Here is a 17,643-nt window from a genome sequence, read left to right as displayed (position 1 = left end):
AAGGGTCTGGAGAAGGGATGCGCCGACGGCGGCTCCTGCGGGCCGGTTAAAGCCACGCTCGTCTATGATTAGACAAGCCGCGGACCCAGCGCGGGCGTCCTTAGAAAGGAGGTGATCCAGCCGCAGGTTCCCCTACGGCTACCTTGTTACGACTTCACCCCAGTCGCTGACCGTACCGTGGTCGGCTGCCTCCCCCAAACACAAGGTCTGGGCGGTTAGCGCACCGGCTTCGGGTAAAGCCAACTCCCATGGTGTGACGGGCGGTGTGTACAAGGCCCGGGAACGTATTCACCGCGGCGTGCTGATCCGCGATTACTAGCGATTCCAACTTCATGCACTCGAGTTGCAGAGTACAATCCGAACTGAGATGGCTTTTGGAGATTAGCTCCCCCTCACGAGGTCGCCGCCCACTGTCACCACCATTGTAGCACGTGTGTAGCCCAGCCCATAAGGGCCATGAGGACTTGACGTCATCCCCGCCTTCCTCCGGCTTGTCACCGGCAGTTTCTCCAGAGTGCCCAACCAAATGATGGCAACTGAAGATGGGGGTTGCGCTCGTTGCGGGACTTAACCCAACATCTCACGACACGAGCTGACGACAGCCATGCAGCACCTGTCTTACCGCCACCGAAGTGGAAAGTGCGTCTCCGCACCGGTCAGTAGATGTCAAGAGCTGGTAAGGTTCTGCGCGTTGCTTCGAATTAAACCACATGCTCCACCGCTTGTGCGGGCCCCCGTCAATTCCTTTGAGTTTCAACCTTGCGGCCGTACTCCCCAGGCGGAGTGCTTAATGCGTTAGCTGCGACACCGAAGTTCTAAGAACCCCAACGTCTAGCACTCATCGTTTACGGCGTGGACTACCAGGGTATCTAATCCTGTTTGCTCCCCACGCTTTCGCGCCTCAGCGTCAGTATCGGTCCAGTGAGCCGCCTTCGCCACCGGTGTTCTTCCCAATATCTACGAATTTCACCTCTACACTGGGAATTCCACTCACCTCTCCCGAACTCAAGCCGCTCAGTCTCAAGCGCAATTCCCAGGTTAAGCCCGGGGATTTCACGCCTGACTTGAACAGCCGCCTACGCGCCCTTTACGCCCAGTAATTCCGAACAACGCTAGCCCCCTTCGTATTACCGCGGCTGCTGGCACGAAGTTAGCCGGGGCTTCTTCTCACGCTACCGTCATCATCGTCGCGTGCGAAAGAGCTTTACAACCCTAAGGCCTTCATCACTCACGCGGCATTGCTGGATCAGGGTTGCCCCCATTGTCCAATATTCCCCACTGCTGCCTCCCGTAGGAGTCTGGGCCGTGTCTCAGTCCCAGTGTGGCTGATCATCCTCTCAGACCAGCTACCGATCGTCGGCTTGGTGAGCCGTTACCTCACCAACTACCTAATCGGACGCGGGCCCCTCCTTCGGCGATAAATCTTTCCCTGACAGTCTCCACAACCATCAGGCTCATCCGGTATTAGCTCCAGTTTCCCGGAGTTATTCCGAACCAAAGGGCAGGTTCCCACGCGTTACTCACCCGTGCGCCACTAAGGCCGAAGCCTTCGTTCGACTTGCATGTGTTAGGCATGCCGCCAGCGTTCGTTCTGAGCCAGGATCAAACTCTCAGGTTCAATGCGGTTCCGGTAGCGGGCTCGCGCCCACCAGAACCTCGACGGAAACCAACCTCAGTCGGCACCTCAAACCCAAGTCCGTTCCTGTTCCCCTCATCGCTGAAGGGACATATTCAGAGCATGTTCTTAAGATGCGCTTCGATCGTTTCCATGTTGTGCCCATACTGGACCCAGCATCGGAACCGCCGTCTGCGCATCCCTTCTCAAGACGTTCACTTGTTCAAGAACCCGTGGCCCAAACGCGAACAGCGCCCAAGGCCACAACCCCGTCCCCGGCCGGTCCCCCTAGAGGACCAACCCAAACCCGGACAGGAAGGGCGAATTCCATGTCGTCCAGCGGCCTCGCCGCCAGAACCGCAACCCCTCAGTCTCCAACGTCAACCGCCAGAACTCAGGGATCGCTTCGCCGTCGCGCCGTTCGTTGTCGCCCGCCGCGTCGGTGAACGGGGTTATAGTGACCTCACCGGGGGGCTGTCTACTGCTTTTTTCGCCTGCCCCTCACTTTTTTCGAAACGCGGCGTAGCCCCTATCCGGAAACCATCCCAAAGCCCGCAGGCCAACAGGAGAAGCAGCGGTTTAGGCCAGACCCAACTGGCGCAGTTCCGCCAATATATGGGGCGGCAGGTCCTGCCCCCCGCCACCCGCCTGGTCCAGATCGGGCGGCGCGTCCTCCAGCTTCAGATAGCGCCACCCCTGGAAGGGGCGCTTGGGCTGGGGCACGGTTTCCACGAGTTCGGTATCCAACAGCATGCGGCAGACCTCATCCCCCTCGGGCGAGCGCATGAGATCGAAACCGACGAAACGGGCGCGGCAGCACAGGATGCCCTTCACCACCCAATAGAGGGAGCCGCCGTCCAGCAGCTCCGCCGTGCGCGTGGGCATGCGGCGGGTATAGGTGGGCACCACCCGGTGGCCGTGCCAGTCCATCTGGTTGCGGTTGCGCCAGTCGCGCATGTCGGCAAGGTCGGGGGCGCCCACGGCAAGGCGCAGCATATGTAAGGGCATGGTCTCAACAAGGCCGGTGTCTATCGGGGGGTTGAGACTACGAGCTTAAGCCTGAGGGTCAAGGCGCCCCGTCACAGGGGCGGTCCTCAAGGGGTGATCCTCAAGCGGATCATAAGCGGGGCCTAAGCCCGACATCCAAGGAACAACTACGCCCCGACCGAGGCGTTCAGGGCGCGGCACTTGGCCTCGAAACCGTCGGAGATGAATTCCGGCCGCTTGAACATGCCCTTCAGCCACGCGGCCAGCAGGCACAGCTCTTCCAGTTTCAGCACCTCATCCAGGGTGCCCTGGGGGAAGCGGATGGCGAAGCTGTCGGCGACGGTGTCCAGCACCTCTTCCACCTGCTCGATGCTGAGGCCGCAGTCGGTCTCCAGCACGGCGGTGCGGGTCAGGATTTTCTCGTCGACGCCGTAGTCGTCGCGGATCAGCTTCACGATCCAACGGAATAGGTGCATCCAGTTGGTGACGCCCTCGATCGACCGGCTCACGGCATCCCGCCCCTCAAGTTTCAGGCCCCGCGCCAGGGTGGTCACCCCGCCCTTACGCGGCTTTCAGGTCCCCACCCCTATCAGAGAAGCGTTAAGACTTTTTTGACGCCGGCACCAGTGATGTTTCTTGGCGACCAACGGCAAGGCCACGTGCCGCCATCCCTAGGGGACCCTGGGTTCAGCGGTCGGGCGGCCGGCGGCTGCTGGAGTAGCTGAAGATGGCGTTGAATCCGAACAGCAACAGCAACATGCCGACGATGACCTCGGCCGCCACGATCAGACGGATGAAGCTGCCCACCGGCACGATGTCGCCATAGCCGACGGTCGACAGGGTGACGACGGAGAAATAAAGGCTCTCCGCGAATCCGATCTTCTGCGGCGCGCCGCCGATCATGAACTGGCTGACGGGGGAGAAGCGGTCCACCACCGTGTAGAGGGCGGCGAAGACGATCACCAGCAGGGAATAGAAGGTGAAGAAGGCGAAGGCCGGCTCCGCCAGGCCGGCCACCTGCTCGAAAAACTCCTCGAACAGCAGGCCCGTCTCCAACAGCAGCACCACCACATCGTAGCTGACCAGCAGCACGATGAAGGCGATGAAGCCCATGGCGGCAAAGAAGGCGTCGCGCACCACGGGCTGGGGCGTTTCCGGGGTCAGCAGGAAGGTGGCCGCCCCCACCAGGCCCAGCGGCACCACCCAGCCAAAGGCGCGGCCGAAGCGTCGCAGGTCGCGCCGCCTGGTGTTGCCCTCCGGCCGCGCCTGGACGATGGCGCGAATGCCTTCGCGCCGAATCACCACGCCGGCCAGGAAAGCGGCCAATGGCAGGACGAAGCCCAGCCCCAGCAGGCCCGGCGGCAACTGCGAGAAATGCGCCTCGACGAAGAACTCGAAGATGATGGCGTAGATGCCGACGAAGTTGGCCAAGCCGATGGTGAAGAAGCGGCTGCCGGGGAACAGCAGGTGACAGGTCCCCACCACCACCACCACCGCGCCCAGCAGCGCCAGCATCAGGCCCGGATCCGCCCCTTGGATGGTCAGCGAAATCAGGGCCAGCAACCCCACCGTCAGGACGATGGGCGTCACCAGGGTACGCTTGCGCCGCCGCCGGGGGGAACGGGGCGGGGGGTGGTCGCGTTCATCACCAGCCGCCCTGCGCCAGCCAGCGTTCCACCTGCACCAGGCCGTGCCCCCCAGAACCCCTCCCCATCCACGAAGATGAAGGGGGAACCGAAGACGCCCCGGGCCATGGCGGCGTCGGTGGCGGCGCGCAGCGCGTCCTTCACCGCTGGCTCCTGCATGCCGGCCTTGAGGTCGTCCGCATCCATGCCGATGCCGGTGGCGACTTCCGCCACCGCGTCCACTCCGGAAATGTCCCGCCCCTCCTGCCAATGGGCGCGGTACAGCGCCTTCGCCAAGCTCCGCGCCAAGTCGACGTCTCGTGCGGCCGTCCAGTAATAGGCGCGGGAGGAGGCCACGGCATTGATCGGCATCACCTCGGGCCAGGTAAGCGGCAGGCCGTAGTACCTGGCCGAGCGCACGACGTCATGGCGCAGGTAGTCGCCCTGCAAGGGGCGCAACACCGTGGCCGTGACGCCCGCGCTCTTGAACACCGCCCCCAGCAGGATGGGATGCCAGGCAACGGCGCGGCCATGGCGGGCCGCCAGTTCATCGATCGCCATGGCGGCGAAATAGCCGTAGGGCGAGGCGAAGTCGAAATAGAAGTCCAAGGGCTGCGCTGCCATCACAGGTCCCCTCCCCCATGTTATTCGGGCGGCCGCACCCTCGGCACGGCCGCCCGCCAGTATGCCCACTCGCCGGACCAGGTCCAGCGTGGATGGATGTCAGTTGAGACGCTCGATGGCCACGGCCGTGGCTTCGCCGCCGCCGATGCACAGGCTGGCCACGCCCCGGGTCTGGCCGTAGCGCTGCAGCGCCGCCAGCAAGGTCACCAGGATGCGGGCGCCCGAAGCGCCGATGGGGTGGCCCAGGGCGCAGGCGCCGCCATGGACGTTGACCTTCTCGTGGGGAATGTCGAATTCCCGCATCGCCGCCATGGGCACCACGGCGAAGGCCTCATTGATCTCGAACAGGTCGACATCGCGGGCGGACCAGCCGGTCTTGGCGAACAGGGTCTCGATGGCGCCGATGGGGGCGGTGGTGAACCAGTTGGGGGCGCGGGCATGGCTGGCGTGGCCGACGATGCGGGCCAGCGGCGTCAGGCCACGCTTTTCCGCCACGCTGGCGCGGGTCAGCACCAGGGCGGCGGCACCGTCGCTGATGCTGGCGCTGCTGGCCGCCGTCACCGTGCCGTCCTTGCGGAAGGGAGTCTTCAGGGTGGAAATCTTCTCCGGCTTGCCCTTCAGCGGCTGCTCATCCCGATTGATAACGACGTCGCCGGCCTTGCCCTTCACCGTGACGCCCACCGTCTCACCGTCGAACCAGCCGTTCTCCACCGCCGCCTTGGCGCGGCGCAGGCTTTCGATGGCGTAGGCGTCCTGCATCTCGCGGGTGAACTGGTAATGGCTGGCCGTGTCCTCGGCGAAGGTGCCCATGGCGCGGCCGCGGTCGTAGGCGTCCTCCAGCCCATCCAGCGCCATGTGGTCGTAGATGGTGGCGTGGCCGTAGCGATAGCCGCCGCGCGCCCGGTCCAGCAGGTAGGGGGCGTTGGACATGCTTTCCATGCCGCCGGCCAGCGCGATGTCGACACTGCCCGCCACCAGCAGGTCATGGGCCACCATGGCCGCCTTCATGCCGCTGCCGCACATCTTGTTCAGGGTGCTGCACGGCACGGACTGCGGCAGGCCGGCTGCCAGCGCCGCCTGGCGGCCGGGCGCCTGGCCCTGGCCAGCCTGCAGCACACAGCCCATCACCACCTCATCGATGGCGTCGGGGCTGAGGCCGGCGCGGTCCACCGCCGCCTTCACGGCGGCAGCTCCCAGCTGGGCGGCCGGCAGGCTGGACAAGTCGCCCATCATGCCGCCCATGGCGGTGCGGGCGGCGCTGACGATGACAATCGGATCACTCGACATGGTTCATCTCTCCCGTTTGATTCTGTGAGGCGCCCAAGGCGCCGTCCACCTGGAGGCGCCAGGCGCGGCGGACGAAGTCCAATCCCTCCGGTTCGCCCAGCAGACGGCAGGTCATGGTCTGGGCGAAGGCGATACCCACCATCTGGAACGCGAACAGGGTGCAGTCGAGGTCGGGACGGAAATGCCCCGCCGTCACCGCCATGGCGGCCCCCTGCCGGATGAAGGCCCGCAGGCGGCGCTGCGCCCCCGCGATCTCATCCCGCAGGGGTCCCGGCCGATCGTCCAGTTCCAGGCTGGCCGCCTGGATGGGACAGCCGCCCGGAAAGGGGGGTGAGCGGTTCCATGCCCACCAGCCTTCGGCGAAAAACTCCAGCCGCGGCAGGCCGCGCGGCAGGTGCAGCACCGGCCGGATGACATGGGTGGTGAAGCAGGCCTGGGCCTCCTGCAGCACCGCCACCTGCAGCTGCTCCTTGGACCCGAAATGGGCGAACAGCCCGCTTTTCGACAGACCGGTACGCTCCGCCAACAGGCCGATGGTGAGGCCTGACAGTCCATCCGTGCTCATGAGGCTCAAGGCCTCACCCAGGATGGCGGCGCGCGTGCGGACACCCTTGCTCATGGGGCGAAAAAATAAACGAACGATCGTGCTATTGTCAAGGCAAGGGCCCTGCGCCGAAAAGCGAAGACCCGCCCCGGATCGCTCCGGGACGGGTCTTCACCGCTGTCAGCCAGGGGGCGCCCCGGAGGGCCAGGATCAGGCGTCCTCGCCCGCCTCATGCATCTGGGCATCGACCACGGCCAGGGCCGACATGTTGACGATGCCACGCACGGTGACCGAGGGGGTCAGGATGTGCGCCGGCTGGGCGGCGCCCAGCAGCACCGGCCCCACCGGCTGGCCCTCGCCCAGGGTCTTCAACAGGTTGAAGGCGATGTTGGCGGCGTCGCGGCTGGGCATGATCAGCAGATTGGCCATGCCTTTCAGGCGACTGTTGGGGAACACGCGGTTGCGGATGTCCTCGGAGATGGCGCTGTCGGCATGCATCTCACCCTCGACCTCCAGCGTCGGGCACTGCTGCTCGATCTTGGCCAGGGCGGCCCGCATGGTGAGAGCCGAGGCGTCGCCGTGGCTGCCGAAGTTCGAGTGCGACAGCAGGGCCACCTTAGGCACCACGCCGAAGCGCCGCACCTCTTCCGCCGCCAGCGCGGTCATGGCCGCGATCTGGTCCGCCGTGGGTTCCGGCGTCACATAGGCATCGGCCAGGAAGAAGGTGCCCTTTGGCAGGATCAGCACCGACAGGGCGGCCGGAATGGTGGTGCCCGGCTTCAGACCGATGACGTCCAGCACATGCTTCAGGTGCCAGTCATAGAGACCGACGGTGCCGGCGATCATGGCGTCGGCGTCGCCCTTGCGCACCATCATCGAGCCGATGACGGTGGTGTTGTTGCGCACCACCTGGCGGGCGCGGTCGGGGCTGACGCCCCGGCGCTCCATGACGGCGTGGTAGCTCTGCCAGTAGTCGGCGTAGCGCGGATCGTTCTGCGGATCGACCAGGTCAAAATCGCGGTCCAGCGCGATGCGCAGGCCCAGCTTCTCAATGCGACGAGCCACCACGTCGCGGCGGCCGATGAGGATGGGCTTGGCCAAGCCGTCGTCCACCACGAACTGCACGGCCCGCAGCACCCGCTCCTCCTCGCCCTCGCAATAGACCAGGCGCTTGGGCGCCTGCTTGGCGCGGGAGAACACCGGCTTCATCAGCAGGCCGGAGCGGAAGACGAACTGCGAGAGCCGCTCACGGTACGCGTCGAAATCGGTGATGGGCCGTGTGGCCACGCCGCTATCCATGGCGGCCTTGGCAACCGCCGGCGCGATCTCCAGGATCAGGCGCGGGTCGAAGGGCTTGGGGATTATGTTGTCGGGGCCGAAGCCGGTGGACTGATCGCCATAGGCGGCGGCCACCACGTCGTGCTGCTCCGCCATGGCCAGACGGGCTATGGCCTCCACCGCCGCGATCTTCATCGCCTCGTTGATCTGGGTGGCGCCCACGTCCAAGGCCCCCCGGAAGATGAAGGGGAAGCAGAGGACGTTGTTGACCTGGTTGGGGTAATCGGACCGGCCGGTGGCGATGATGGCGTCGGGCTGGGCCTCGCGCGCCTCCTCCGGCATGATTTCCGGGGTGGGGTTGGCCAGGGCCAGGATGACCGGCTGGCCGGCCATCTTGGACACCATGGGCTTGGTCAGCACGCGCGGGGCGGACAGGCCCAGGAAGATGTCCGCCCCATCGATGATGTCATCCAGGGTGCGGGCGTTGGTCTTCTTGGCGTAGCGCGCCTTGCGCGGGTCCATCAGCTCGGTGCGGCCATCATAGACCACGCCCTTGATGTCGCTGACCCAGATGTTGTCCACGGGCATGCCCATATCCACCAGCAGATCCAGGCAGGCCAGCGCGGCGGCGCCGGCGCCGCTGGCCACCAGCTTGACCTCGTCGATCTTGCGGCCGCGCAGCTTCAGCGCGTTGGTGATGGCGGCGGCGACGATGATGGCGGTGCCGTGCTGGTCGTCATGGAAGACCGGGATCTTCATGCGCTCGCGCAGCTTGCTTTCCACGTAGAAGCATTCCGGCGCCTTGATGTCCTCAAGGTTGATTCCGCCGAACGTCGGCTCCAGCGCGGCGATGACCTCGACCAGCTTGTCGGGATCCTTCTGGTCGATCTCGATGTCGAAGACGTCGATGCCGGCGAACTTCTTGAACAGGACGCCCTTACCCTCCATCACCGGCTTGGCGGCCAGCGGACCGATGTCGCCCAGGCCCAGCACGGCGGTGCCGTTGGTGATGACGGCCACCAGGTTGCCGCGCGAGGTCATCTGGCTGGCCTCGGCCGGGTCGGCCACGATGGCCTCGCAGGCGAAGGCCACGCCGGGCGAATAGGCCAAGGCCAGGTCGCGCTGTGTCGCCAGGGGCTTGGTCGGCGTGACGGCGATCTTACCCGGCGTCGGCAGCCGGTGATAGTCAAGGGCGGCTTCGCGAAACTCGTCGGACATGGGGCCGGTCTCTTCTGCGGGGGACTGGGTCGCGAGCGGCGTCACGGGGCGCCGATGCTTCCACGGGCGTCGTAAACCGTTCGGTCTGCTTCCTGCTTAAGGCGGGGGGCCGGGCGTTGTCCAGAGGCCATGGGCACTGAGGTGCCATTCAGCGCCACAGCACCGGGCTGCCATGCGTCGGGCCGATCTGGACATGACACTCCGAAACGCGAAAGGCCGACCCCTGGGGGCCGGCCTTTCAGGTGATGGTGCGGTCAAGAAGACTCGAACTTCCACGGGTTGCCCCACAGCGACCTCAACGCTGCGCGTCTACCAATTCCGCCATGACCGCATCATGTCAGAACCTCGTCGGCAAGGGCTTGCCAACGGGTGAACGGGGGAATAGCAAATCGCCGATCCCATAGCAAGCCCCCGTGTGGCCCTATCGGGATCGGGACACACTATATAAAGGTGTGGTCCTTCCGTGACCCGAAGCCGCCCGCACGCGGCGGCGATGGATCCGCTTCACACGACAGGTAAGCGCCCGTGATGTCCCTGCCCCTGACCGAAACCGACACCCTTCCCCCGGCTGGTCCCGAGTGGCGCATCAGCGACCAGCCGGTGCCCTATCCCGACGCCGTCGCCGCCATGGAGGACCGGGTGGCCGCCATCCGCGCCGGTACGGCACCGGAACTGGTATGGCTGTTGGAACATCCGCCGCTGTACACCGCCGGCACCAGCGCCAAGGCGGAGGATCTGCTGGACCATGGCCGCTTCCCCGTGTTCCAGACTGGGCGTGGCGGGCAATACACCTATCACGGCCCCGGCCAGCGCGTGGCCTACGTCATGCTGGACCTGGTGAAGCGCGGGCCGGACGTGCACCGCTACGTCACCAACCTGGAGGAATGGATCATCCGTACCCTGGCCCTGTTCAACATCCGGGGCGAGCGGCGCTGCGGCCGGGTGGGCATCTGGGTGGACAAGCAGCCCTATGGCGGGCTGCCGGGTCAGGAGGACAAGATCGGCGCCATCGGCGTGCGCGTGCGCCGAGGGGTCACCTTCCACGGCATCTCGCTGAACGTGGATCCGGACCTCAGCCACTTCGGCGGCATCGTGCCTTGCGGCATCACCCAGTTCGGCGTGACCTCCATGCATGCCCTGGGGCACCTGGCCAGCCTGCACGAGGTGGATGCGGCGATGCGCGACGCCTGGGACGGCGTGTTCGAAACCCCCGGCTCAGCTGTGGACGCGTGTATCCGGTAAGGGGTGCCACCGACTACCTATTTAGGGTCTAAACCTGCGATAGTTGGACCTCTAACCCGCCGCCACGCATAATTGAGGCAGTATGGCAACGGCGGGGGGACGCCATGGAAACCGCGATCGCTTCTGGGCCTGTCGCAACGGCCAGTCGGCACACCTTCTATGTGGCCATGGCCGCCGTCTTCCTGGCTATCGCCTTCGGCGGGTTCACGCCGACCTATTGGCGGCCAGTGCTCAGCGGCACCTTCCACCGGCCGGCCATCGTCCATATCCACGGCTTCGTCCTGTTTTCCTGGTGCCTTTTCTATTTCGCGCAGACGCTGCTGGCGGCGCGGGGCCGGACACCCGACCACCGCACTTGGGGCTTGGCCGGCATCGCCCTGTTCAGCGTGATGATCTGCACCATCCTGGCCAGCCAGGTGGCCGTCCTGAACCTCTACACGCAATTGGGATATGGCGACGCGGCCAAGCGCTTCGCCGCCGTCTCGCTGACGGCGCTGCCGCTGTTCATCGCCGTCTTCGTGCTGGCCATCGTCATGGTCCGACGGCCGGAAGTGCACAAGCGGCTCATGGTCCTGCTCATGACCCTGCTGATGCAGCCGGCCATCGCGCGGGTTTTCGTGGCCCTGCTGGCGCCGCCGGGGGCGGCGGCCGAGGGTCTGCCCCCGCCCTTCGTGGCGATTCCCCCCGGCCTGGTCGCCGACCTGCTGCTGGTCGTGGCCCTGGTCCGTGACTGGCGCGCGCGGGGTCGACCGCATCCCGTCTATGCCTATGGGCTGCCGCTGGCCATCCTGAACCAGGTGGCCATGGTACCCATCGCCGCCAGCGCCACCTGGATGACCCTCATGGACGGCTACGCGAAGCTGTTCGGATAGCCCGCCCCGGACATGGCCCCGGATCAGTTCCGGGCCTTCAGCAGGTCGCGGATTTCCTCCAGCAGCACTTCCTGCCGGGGTGGGGCGGAGACCGCCTTGGTGCGGAAGCGGTTGACCTGCTTCACCAGCAGGAACACCGCGCCGGCGACGATGAAGAAACGGATGACGACGTTGATGAAGACGCCATAGTTGACGGTGGCGGCACCCGCGTCCTGCGCCGCCTTCAGGTTGGCGTAGTGTTCGCCGTTCAGGGCCAGGAAGTAGCTGGAGAAGTCGATACCGCCCAGGAGGTAGCCGATGGGGGGCATGATCAGGTCATTGACCAGCGAATTGACGATGCCGGTGAAGGCGGCGCCGACGATGATACCGACGGCAAGGTCGATGACGTTGCCCCGGCTGATGAACGATTTGAATTCTTCCCACATCCTTGCGTCCCCTTATTTGCGTGGCGGCCCCGGTTGCGCGGGCCGCTTCATGGGTTGGTGGACACAGTATGCAGGCGGCGGCCGGCCAGGGTCACTACCCACAGGATGTAGGCACACCCCGCGAAAGCCCAAAAGAAAAGGGCCGCTCCCGTCGCCGGGCCGGCCCTTCGCCTGACATGGTGAACGATCCTCAAGCCAGGACGTACAGGCCCCGCTGGCCTTCCATGGGTTTGAACCTGTCGGTGATGCCCAGGACGGTTTCGGCCCCGCCCAGATACAGCACGCCGTCGGACGGCATCTGCTTGGCGATGGCCTCCAGCACCTTGGTCTTGGTCGGTTGGTCGAAATAGATCAGCACGTTGCGGCAGAACACCACGTCGAACTGGCCCAGGGGTGACAGATCGGTCAGCAGGTTGTATTCGCGGAAGGTCGCCATCTGCCGGATCTGTGGCGACAGCTGCCACTTGTCGCCCGCCTGCTTGAAATATTTCACCAGCATCGTGATGGGCAGGCCGCGCTGCACCTCGAACTGGGTGTAGATGCCGGCGCGCGACTTCTCCACCATCTCCGACGACAGGTCGGTGCCCACGATCTCGATGCGCCAGCCGTTCAGGCGCACGCTGTCCTCCGACAGCATCATGGCCAGCGAGTAGGCCTCCTGCCCGCTGGAGCAGGCGGCCGACCAGATGCGGATGGATTTCTTGGTCGCCCGGCTTTCCAGCAGGGCCGGCAGCACCACCTGCTTGAACTGGTCGAAGGGCTTCTGGTCGCGGAAGAACGACGACTCGTTGGTCGTCATCGCCTCCGTGATGTCCTTCAGCAGGTTTTCGTCCTTGCGGGCGCGAACCGTGGCCGCCAGTTCATCCAGCGTTTTCAGGTTCCACTTCCGCGCCACGGGCATGAGGCGCGATTCCAGCAGGTAGGCCTTGTCCTTGGTCAGGACCAAGCCCGAGCGCTGCTTCAGCATCGTGCAGAACATGTCGAAGTCTTCGACCTTCATGCCGCCGTCCTCAGTGCGATCTTGCGGATAAACGGACCGATCTCCTTCAAGGGCAGGATGGAACTGCACAGGCCCGCCTGAGCGACGGCACCCGGCATACCCCATACCACGCTGCTGGCCTCGTCCTGGCCAACAACCATACCCCCGGCCTGGACCACGTGGTCGCAGCCGCCGCGACCGTCATGCCCCATGCCGGTGAGGATGACCGCCAACACCTTACGCCCATAAATCTTAACAATACTGCGCAACATGGGATCGACCGCCGGCCGGCAGAAATTTTCCGGCGGATCCTTGGTCAGTTGCGCGGTGGTCACGCCGTTGCGCGGCACCAGCAGGAGGTGGTTGTCGCCCGGCGCCACATAGGCGCGGCCGCCAACGATGGGTTCCCCGTCCTTGGCCTCCGCGCACTCGATCCCGCATTGGCGGGTGATGTGCTCGGCCAGGATGGTGGTGAAGGTCGCCGGCATGTGCTGGGTGATGACGATGGGCTGCTGCAAACCGCCGCGGAAATTGGCCATCACCTCGAACAGGGCCTGGGGCCCGCCGGTGGAGCTGCCGATGGCGATGATGTCGGGACGGATGTCCGGCGCGGGCCGCAGGACCACGGGCCCGTGATCCAGCAGTCGGCTGCGGATGGGCGACGGCGCCGCGGTGCCGGCGGGCGCCGCCGACGATGCCGCGCCGGGAGCCGGGGTGATGACGGGACGCGGCGCCAGCGGCCGGGCGGGCGCCCCCTTGGACGGGTCGGCGCGGCGCGCGGCCTCCCCCAGGGCCTGGACCTTGCTGACCAGTTCCGCCTTGAAGCTCTCCGCGCCCGTCAGCTCCCGCGTCGAGGACGGCTTGGTGACGTAGTCGGAGGCGCCGGCGCGCAGCGCCCGCAACGAGATGTCGGCGTTCTTGGCCGTCAGGGTCGAGGCCATGATGACCTTGACCGCAGGATCGGCGGCGATCAGCTGCGGCAAGGCCGTCAGCCCATCCATCACCGGCATCTCGATGTCCAGGACGATGACATCCAGGGTCTGGCGCTGCAGGGTGTTGATGGCCATCTGGCCGTTGGCGACGGACGCGACGACACGGATGGTGCCGTCGCCTTCCAGGGTACGCGTCAGCAGACCGCGGATGACCGCCGAATCGTCCACGACCATGACCCGGTACGGCTCGGTCGTGGAGGCCGCCGGGGACGCGGCCTGGGGTCGTCCGGGGATATCGTTCATGATCTTATGGTTCCCGGGCGTCAGAGAAGCCCGACCTGCTGGAACTTGGTTTGGATGATCTCACTGTCGAAGGGCTTCATGATGTACTCGTTCGCCCCGGCCGACAGCGCCTCCTGGATATGGGCCAAATCGTTCTCGGTGGTGCAGAACACCACCTTGGGCGTCTGGCCCCCCGACATCTTGCGCAGACGGCGCAGGAACTCGATGCCGGTCATGACCGGCATGTTCCAGTCCAGCAGAATGGCGTCCGGCATGGACGCCGCGCACGCTTCCATAGCCTGCTTGCCGTCCTCGGCTTCTGAACAGATGAAGTTCAGCTCTTCCAGGATCTTGCGCGCGACCTTGCGGACGACGCGGCTGTCATCGACGACCAGGCAGGACTTCATGCAAAGGACCTCGGGTTGCTAAGCGCTCGAAAGCACCGGTGGTTTAAGCCCAGGCTTAGGCAGCTTCGGTATTAGCGAAATTCAACAACCGCGACACGTCAAGCACAACGAGAAGATTTTCCCGAAGACGATAAATACCCGTGGACACTTCGCGCCAACGCGCGTCCATGGTGGCGGGCTGACGTTCGAAGTCATCCGAAGTCAGGCTTAACACTTCACCGACGCTGTCGACCATCAGGGAGTAGAGTTCACCCTTGTGGTCCACGACGATGCTCATGCCGGGCTTGTCGGCCGCGCGTGGCGGCAGGCCCAGGCGCAGGCGCACGTCGATGGCGGTGACGATGCGGCCGCGCAGGTTCAGCGAACCGGCGACCTCCGGCGGGGCCAGGGGGATGCGGGTGATGCGCTGCGGGCCCAGCACGTCCTGCACCTGCAGGACCGGGATGCCGAACACCTGATCGGCGATGGTCATGGTCACGAAGTCTTCGTTCTTGACGACCGCGACTTCCGTGCTGGCGGTGCGCTTGGCGGGCAGGTTCGTACTCATGCGGCACCCTTGGTCTCGGAGATGGTCTGCTGCAGCGTGAAGAGCAGCGCGTCACGGTCGAACTTCGCCACATAGTCGGTGAAGCCGGCCTGACGGCCGCGGTCGAGGTCGCGCGGGGTGGCGTGGCTGGACAGGGCCACCAGCGGCACGTTCTGCCAGCGGCTGTTGCCGCGGACGGCCTGGGCGAACTCCAGCCCACTCATGCCCGGCATCTCGATGTCGCTGACGATGACGTCGAAGTCCTCGCCCGATTCACACAGGCCCAGGGCCTCGTCGGCGCTCTGCACCGCCGTGACGTCGTAACCCGACACGGTCAGCAGCGGGGTCAGCAGGTTGCGGAAGAAGGGGCTGTCGTCGACCAGCAGCACCTTGTGCAGGCGTTCGTCCTCGAAGCGGTCGGTGGCGTTGCCGAACCAGTCGCGGAAGGCCTGGGTCAGGTAGAAGCCGGCGTCGATGACGTCCGTCGCCTTGTCGGCGATGATGGCGCTGCCCATGAAGCCGGCGCGTTCCGTGCCCAGCTCCACCTGCAGGCGATCCTCGACGATGTCGATGATCTCGTCCACCACCAGGCCCATGGAGCGGTCGCCGTCGGCGAACACCAGCACCGGCTGGCGCTTGTCGCGCTGGACCTGCCAGGACGGATCGATGGGCACCAGCGGCATCAGCTTGCCGCGGTACTGCACCACCGGCTGGCCGTTGGAGGCCTCGACCTGGTTGAGGTCGATGTCTTCCAGGCGCGCCACCAGCGACAGCGGGACGGCCTTGGGCGCGCCGTCGCCGGCGCGGAACAGCAGCAGGGCCATGCGGTCGTCCTGACGGGTGGACTGCTTCGCCTCCGCGGCGGCGGCGGCGGTGTCGTGCATCCCCCCCGCGATCTCGCCGGAGAAGCTGGCGATGCCGTTGGGGTCCAGGATCATGATGACCGAGCCGTCACCCAGGATGGTGTTGCCCGAGAACAGCTCGATATGGCGCAGGATGGGGGCCACCGGCTTCACCACGATTTCTTCCGTGTCGAAGACGCGGTCGACGATGATGCCGAAGGTGTAATTACCGACCTGGGCCACCACGATGAAGGTCTCGCGGTTGTCCTGGTCGCCGTCGCCCAGCTTCAGCAGTCGTTCCAGGCTCACCAGCGGCAGCAGGCGGTTGCGCAGGCGCAGCACGGGCGTGCCGTTGATGCGCTCGATCTTGTGCTCGCTGTCATTGGCGGCGCGCACCAGCTCGATCACGCTGATCTGCGGAATGGCGAAACGCTCGCCCCCGCACTCGACGACCAGGGCCGAGACGATGGCCAGGGTCAGCGGGATCTTGATGGTGAAGGTGGTGCCGCGGCCCTCGACGGACTTCAGCTCGATGGTGCCGCCGATCTTCTCGATGTTGGTCTTCACCACATCCATGCCGACGCCGCGGCCGGAAACGCTGGTGACCTTGGCTGCGGTGGAGAAGCCGGCCTTGAAGATGAACTGCTGGATCTGCTGGTCCGACATGCTGGCCAGCTCGGCCTCGGTGGCCAGGCCGTTCTGCAGGATCTTCCGCTTGATGGCCTCGATCGCCAGGCCCTTACCATCGTCGGAAATCTCGATGATGATGTGGCCGCCCTCATGGAAGGCGTTCAGCGTGACGCGGCCTGTCTCGGGCTTGCCCTTGGCCACGCGCTCCGCCGGCAGCTCCAGCCCGTGGTCGGCGGAGTTGCGGACCATGTGGGTCAGCGGATCCTTGATCAGCTCCAGCACCTGACGGTCCAGTTCCGTCTCGGCGCCCAGCATCTGCAGATCGATCTTCTTGTGCAGTTCGTGCGCCAGGTCGCGCACCAGGCGCGGCAGCTTGGCCCAGGCGTTGCCGATGGGCTGCATGCGCGTCTTCATGACGCCTTCCTGCAGCTCCGACGTCACGTGGTTCAGGCGCTGCAGCGGGACAGCGAACTCGCTTTCCTTCTGGCTGCGCAGGATCTGCAGCAGCTGGTTGCGGGTCAGCACCAGCTCGGAAACCATGGTCATCAGGTTTTCGAGCAGGTCGACGTTCACGCGGATGGTCTGGTTGGCCAGCGACGACTCGCCACCATCACCACCGGCGGGCGGCGGCGGGGGCGGCGCCTGGCTGGCGACGGGGGCCGGAGCCGGGGCGGGCGGGGCTGCCTCGGCCACGGGCGCCACTTCGCGGGTGGCGGCGGCCGCCGGCACGGACGGGGCGGCGGCCACGGGGGCCGGCGGCGGCGGGGCCACGGGCTCCGGTACCGGCTCGGGCGGCGGAGGGGGAGGCGGCGGAGCCGCGGCGGCCGCGGCGGGCGCCTCCCGGCCTTCGGCCAGCGCGTTCAGGCGGTTGATCAGGTCTTCGTCGTTGCCCGCCGGCTCTGCCTCGGTCTTTTCCAGGACCAGCAGGATCGACTTGATCGCGTCCAGGGATTCCAGGATCAGCGTGACCGCGTAGGGGCTGACGTTCAGCTCGCCATCACGGAAGCGGCCCAGCACGTTCTCCGACGCGTGGGCGACCGCTTCCAGCCGCGGCAGGCCCAGGAAGCCGCACGTGCCCTTGATGGTATGAACCAGTCGGAAGATGTTGCTCAGCAGGCTGGGGTCATTTGGGTTCTGCTCAAGCCGCACCAACTCAACGTCCAAGACCGCGATGTTTTCATTGGTCTCGGTCAGAAATTCGCTCAGCAGATCATCCATGGTCCACGTCCCGTTGCCATGCGCGTATCGAAGCCGTCCCGGCGGGCGGCCCCGTTAGGAATAAGGTTTAAGCCCCCGACCCCGCCCCACAAAGACCCCGGCCAAACCCC

At 65.7% G+C, this 17,643-nt stretch carries 15 protein-coding genes, 1 tRNA gene and 1 rRNA gene; 2 read left to right on the top strand and 15 right to left on the bottom strand.

What is annotated here, in order from left to right:
* Window positions 1-104 precede the first annotated feature (104 nt).
* The 9 genes from UAA55_RS20920 to UAA55_RS20880 all read right to left on the bottom strand — a co-directional run bounded on the left by UAA55_RS20920 (window position 105) and on the right by UAA55_RS20880 (window position 9,509).
* Window positions 105-1,618 (bottom strand): 16S ribosomal RNA (locus UAA55_RS20920).
* Between the two features lie 576 nt (window positions 1,619-2,194).
* A complete protein-coding gene (locus tag UAA55_RS20915) occupies window positions 2,195-2,611 on the bottom strand; it encodes a DUF1489 family protein (protein ID WP_322955113.1) in 417 nt (138 codons plus the stop codon).
* A 158-nt stretch (window positions 2,612-2,769) separates the two neighbouring features.
* On the bottom strand, window positions 2,770-3,111 hold the full coding sequence (locus UAA55_RS20910) for a hypothetical protein (protein ID WP_004272552.1): 342 nt from the start codon (window positions 3,109-3,111) through the stop codon (window positions 2,770-2,772).
* A gap of 178 nt (window positions 3,112-3,289) precedes the next feature.
* Window positions 3,290-4,192: an ion channel gene (locus UAA55_RS20905; protein ID WP_322955111.1), complete on the bottom strand. Its 903-nt coding sequence runs from the start codon at window positions 4,190-4,192 to the stop codon at window positions 3,290-3,292.
* Window positions 4,189-4,851 (bottom strand): 2-hydroxychromene-2-carboxylate isomerase, encoded by a 663-nt coding sequence (locus UAA55_RS20900; protein ID WP_322955110.1) that lies wholly within the window; start codon window positions 4,849-4,851, stop codon window positions 4,189-4,191. Before UAA55_RS20900 ends, UAA55_RS20905 begins: the two co-directional genes overlap by 4 nt.
* 99 nt (window positions 4,852-4,950) lie before the next feature.
* Window positions 4,951-6,138, bottom strand: coding sequence for an acetyl-CoA C-acyltransferase (locus tag UAA55_RS20895; RefSeq protein WP_322955109.1), 1,188 nt, complete (start codon window positions 6,136-6,138; stop codon window positions 4,951-4,953).
* Entirely contained in the window at window positions 6,128-6,757 is a 630-nt protein-coding gene (locus UAA55_RS20890; RefSeq protein WP_322955108.1) for a TetR/AcrR family transcriptional regulator, read from the bottom strand. The genes UAA55_RS20895 and UAA55_RS20890 overlap by 11 nt, the downstream gene beginning before the upstream one ends.
* A gap of 135 nt (window positions 6,758-6,892) precedes the next feature.
* Window positions 6,893-9,178: an NADP-dependent malic enzyme gene (locus tag UAA55_RS20885; protein ID WP_322955107.1), complete on the bottom strand. Its 2,286-nt coding sequence runs from the start codon at window positions 9,176-9,178 to the stop codon at window positions 6,893-6,895.
* Between the two features lie 246 nt (window positions 9,179-9,424).
* Window positions 9,425-9,509, bottom strand: a tRNA-Leu gene (locus tag UAA55_RS20880).
* A gap of 197 nt (window positions 9,510-9,706) precedes the next feature.
* Here UAA55_RS20880 and lipB point away from each other — a divergent pair.
* The gene (lipB, locus tag UAA55_RS20875) at window positions 9,707-10,420 is read left to right on the top strand and encodes a lipoyl(octanoyl) transferase LipB (protein WP_322957732.1); all 714 of its coding nucleotides are present in this window, start codon (window positions 9,707-9,709) and stop codon (window positions 10,418-10,420) included.
* A gap of 104 nt (window positions 10,421-10,524) precedes the next feature.
* Complete coding sequence (locus tag UAA55_RS20870) at window positions 10,525-11,292, top strand: hypothetical protein (protein ID WP_322955104.1); 768 nt, start codon at window positions 10,525-10,527, stop codon at window positions 11,290-11,292.
* Between the two features lie 23 nt (window positions 11,293-11,315).
* Here UAA55_RS20870 and mscL read toward each other — a convergent pair whose 3' ends face one another.
* The 6 genes from mscL to UAA55_RS20840 form a co-directional block, all read right to left on the bottom strand.
* Window positions 11,316-11,717 carry a large conductance mechanosensitive channel protein MscL gene (gene mscL / locus UAA55_RS20865; RefSeq protein ID WP_322955102.1) on the bottom strand — a complete coding sequence of 134 codons (402 nt, stop codon included), beginning with the start codon at window positions 11,715-11,717 and terminating at the stop codon, window positions 11,316-11,318.
* A 190-nt stretch (window positions 11,718-11,907) separates the two neighbouring features.
* A complete protein-coding gene (locus UAA55_RS20860) occupies window positions 11,908-12,717 on the bottom strand; it encodes a CheR family methyltransferase (protein ID WP_322955100.1) in 810 nt (269 codons plus the stop codon).
* Window positions 12,714-13,931, bottom strand: a complete 1,218-nt coding sequence (locus tag UAA55_RS20855) for a protein-glutamate methylesterase/protein-glutamine glutaminase (protein ID WP_322955099.1) — start codon at window positions 13,929-13,931, stop codon at window positions 12,714-12,716. The genes UAA55_RS20860 and UAA55_RS20855 overlap by 4 nt, the downstream gene beginning before the upstream one ends.
* 20 nt (window positions 13,932-13,951) lie before the next feature.
* Window positions 13,952-14,317 (bottom strand): response regulator, encoded by a 366-nt coding sequence (locus tag UAA55_RS20850; RefSeq protein ID WP_322955097.1) that lies wholly within the window; start codon window positions 14,315-14,317, stop codon window positions 13,952-13,954.
* Between the two features lie 55 nt (window positions 14,318-14,372).
* The gene (locus tag UAA55_RS20845; RefSeq protein WP_044559593.1) at window positions 14,373-14,864 is read right to left on the bottom strand and encodes a chemotaxis protein CheW; all 492 of its coding nucleotides are present in this window, start codon (window positions 14,862-14,864) and stop codon (window positions 14,373-14,375) included.
* Window positions 14,861-17,533, bottom strand: a complete 2,673-nt coding sequence (locus UAA55_RS20840) for a hybrid sensor histidine kinase/response regulator (protein WP_322955095.1) — start codon at window positions 17,531-17,533, stop codon at window positions 14,861-14,863. The genes UAA55_RS20845 and UAA55_RS20840 overlap by 4 nt, the downstream gene beginning before the upstream one ends.
* Between the last annotated feature and the right edge of the window lie 110 nt (window positions 17,534-17,643).

This window comes from Nitrospirillum guanabarense, assembly GCF_034653355.1.
Lineage (GTDB): Bacteria > Pseudomonadota > Alphaproteobacteria > Azospirillales > Azospirillaceae > Nitrospirillum.
The sequence above is the reverse complement of the archived record's forward strand: the minus strand, read 5'-3'. Positions and strand labels throughout refer to the sequence as shown.

Bases quoted from the DNA above. Each gene is read 5' to 3' on its own strand.
- UAA55_RS20915 (WP_322955113.1), bottom strand. From the start codon at position 2,611: ATGCTGCGCCTTGCCGTGGGCGCCCCCGACCTTGCCGACATGCGCGAC.
- UAA55_RS20900 (WP_322955110.1), bottom strand. From the start codon at position 4,851: ATGGCAGCGCAGCCCTTGGACTTCTATTTCGACTTCGCCTCGCCCTAC.
- UAA55_RS20895 (WP_322955109.1), bottom strand. From the start codon at position 6,138: ATGTCGAGTGATCCGATTGTCATCGTCAGCGCCGCCCGCACCGCCATG.
- UAA55_RS20890 (WP_322955108.1), bottom strand. From the start codon at position 6,757: ATGAGCAAGGGTGTCCGCACGCGCGCCGCCATCCTGGGTGAGGCCTTG.
- UAA55_RS20885 (WP_322955107.1), bottom strand. From the start codon at position 9,178: ATGTCCGACGAGTTTCGCGAAGCCGCCCTTGACTATCACCGGCTGCCG.
- lipB (WP_322957732.1), top strand. From the start codon at position 9,707: ATGTCCCTGCCCCTGACCGAAACCGACACCCTTCCCCCGGCTGGTCCC.
- UAA55_RS20870 (WP_322955104.1), top strand. From the start codon at position 10,525: ATGGAAACCGCGATCGCTTCTGGGCCTGTCGCAACGGCCAGTCGGCAC.
- mscL (WP_322955102.1), bottom strand. From the start codon at position 11,717: ATGTGGGAAGAATTCAAATCGTTCATCAGCCGGGGCAACGTCATCGAC.
- UAA55_RS20860 (WP_322955100.1), bottom strand. From the start codon at position 12,717: ATGAAGGTCGAAGACTTCGACATGTTCTGCACGATGCTGAAGCAGCGC.
- UAA55_RS20855 (WP_322955099.1), bottom strand. From the start codon at position 13,931: ATGAACGATATCCCCGGACGACCCCAGGCCGCGTCCCCGGCGGCCTCC.
- UAA55_RS20850 (WP_322955097.1), bottom strand. From the start codon at position 14,317: ATGAAGTCCTGCCTGGTCGTCGATGACAGCCGCGTCGTCCGCAAGGTC.
- UAA55_RS20845 (WP_044559593.1), bottom strand. From the start codon at position 14,864: ATGAGTACGAACCTGCCCGCCAAGCGCACCGCCAGCACGGAAGTCGCG.
- UAA55_RS20840 (WP_322955095.1), bottom strand. From the start codon at position 17,533: ATGGATGATCTGCTGAGCGAATTTCTGACCGAGACCAATGAAAACATC.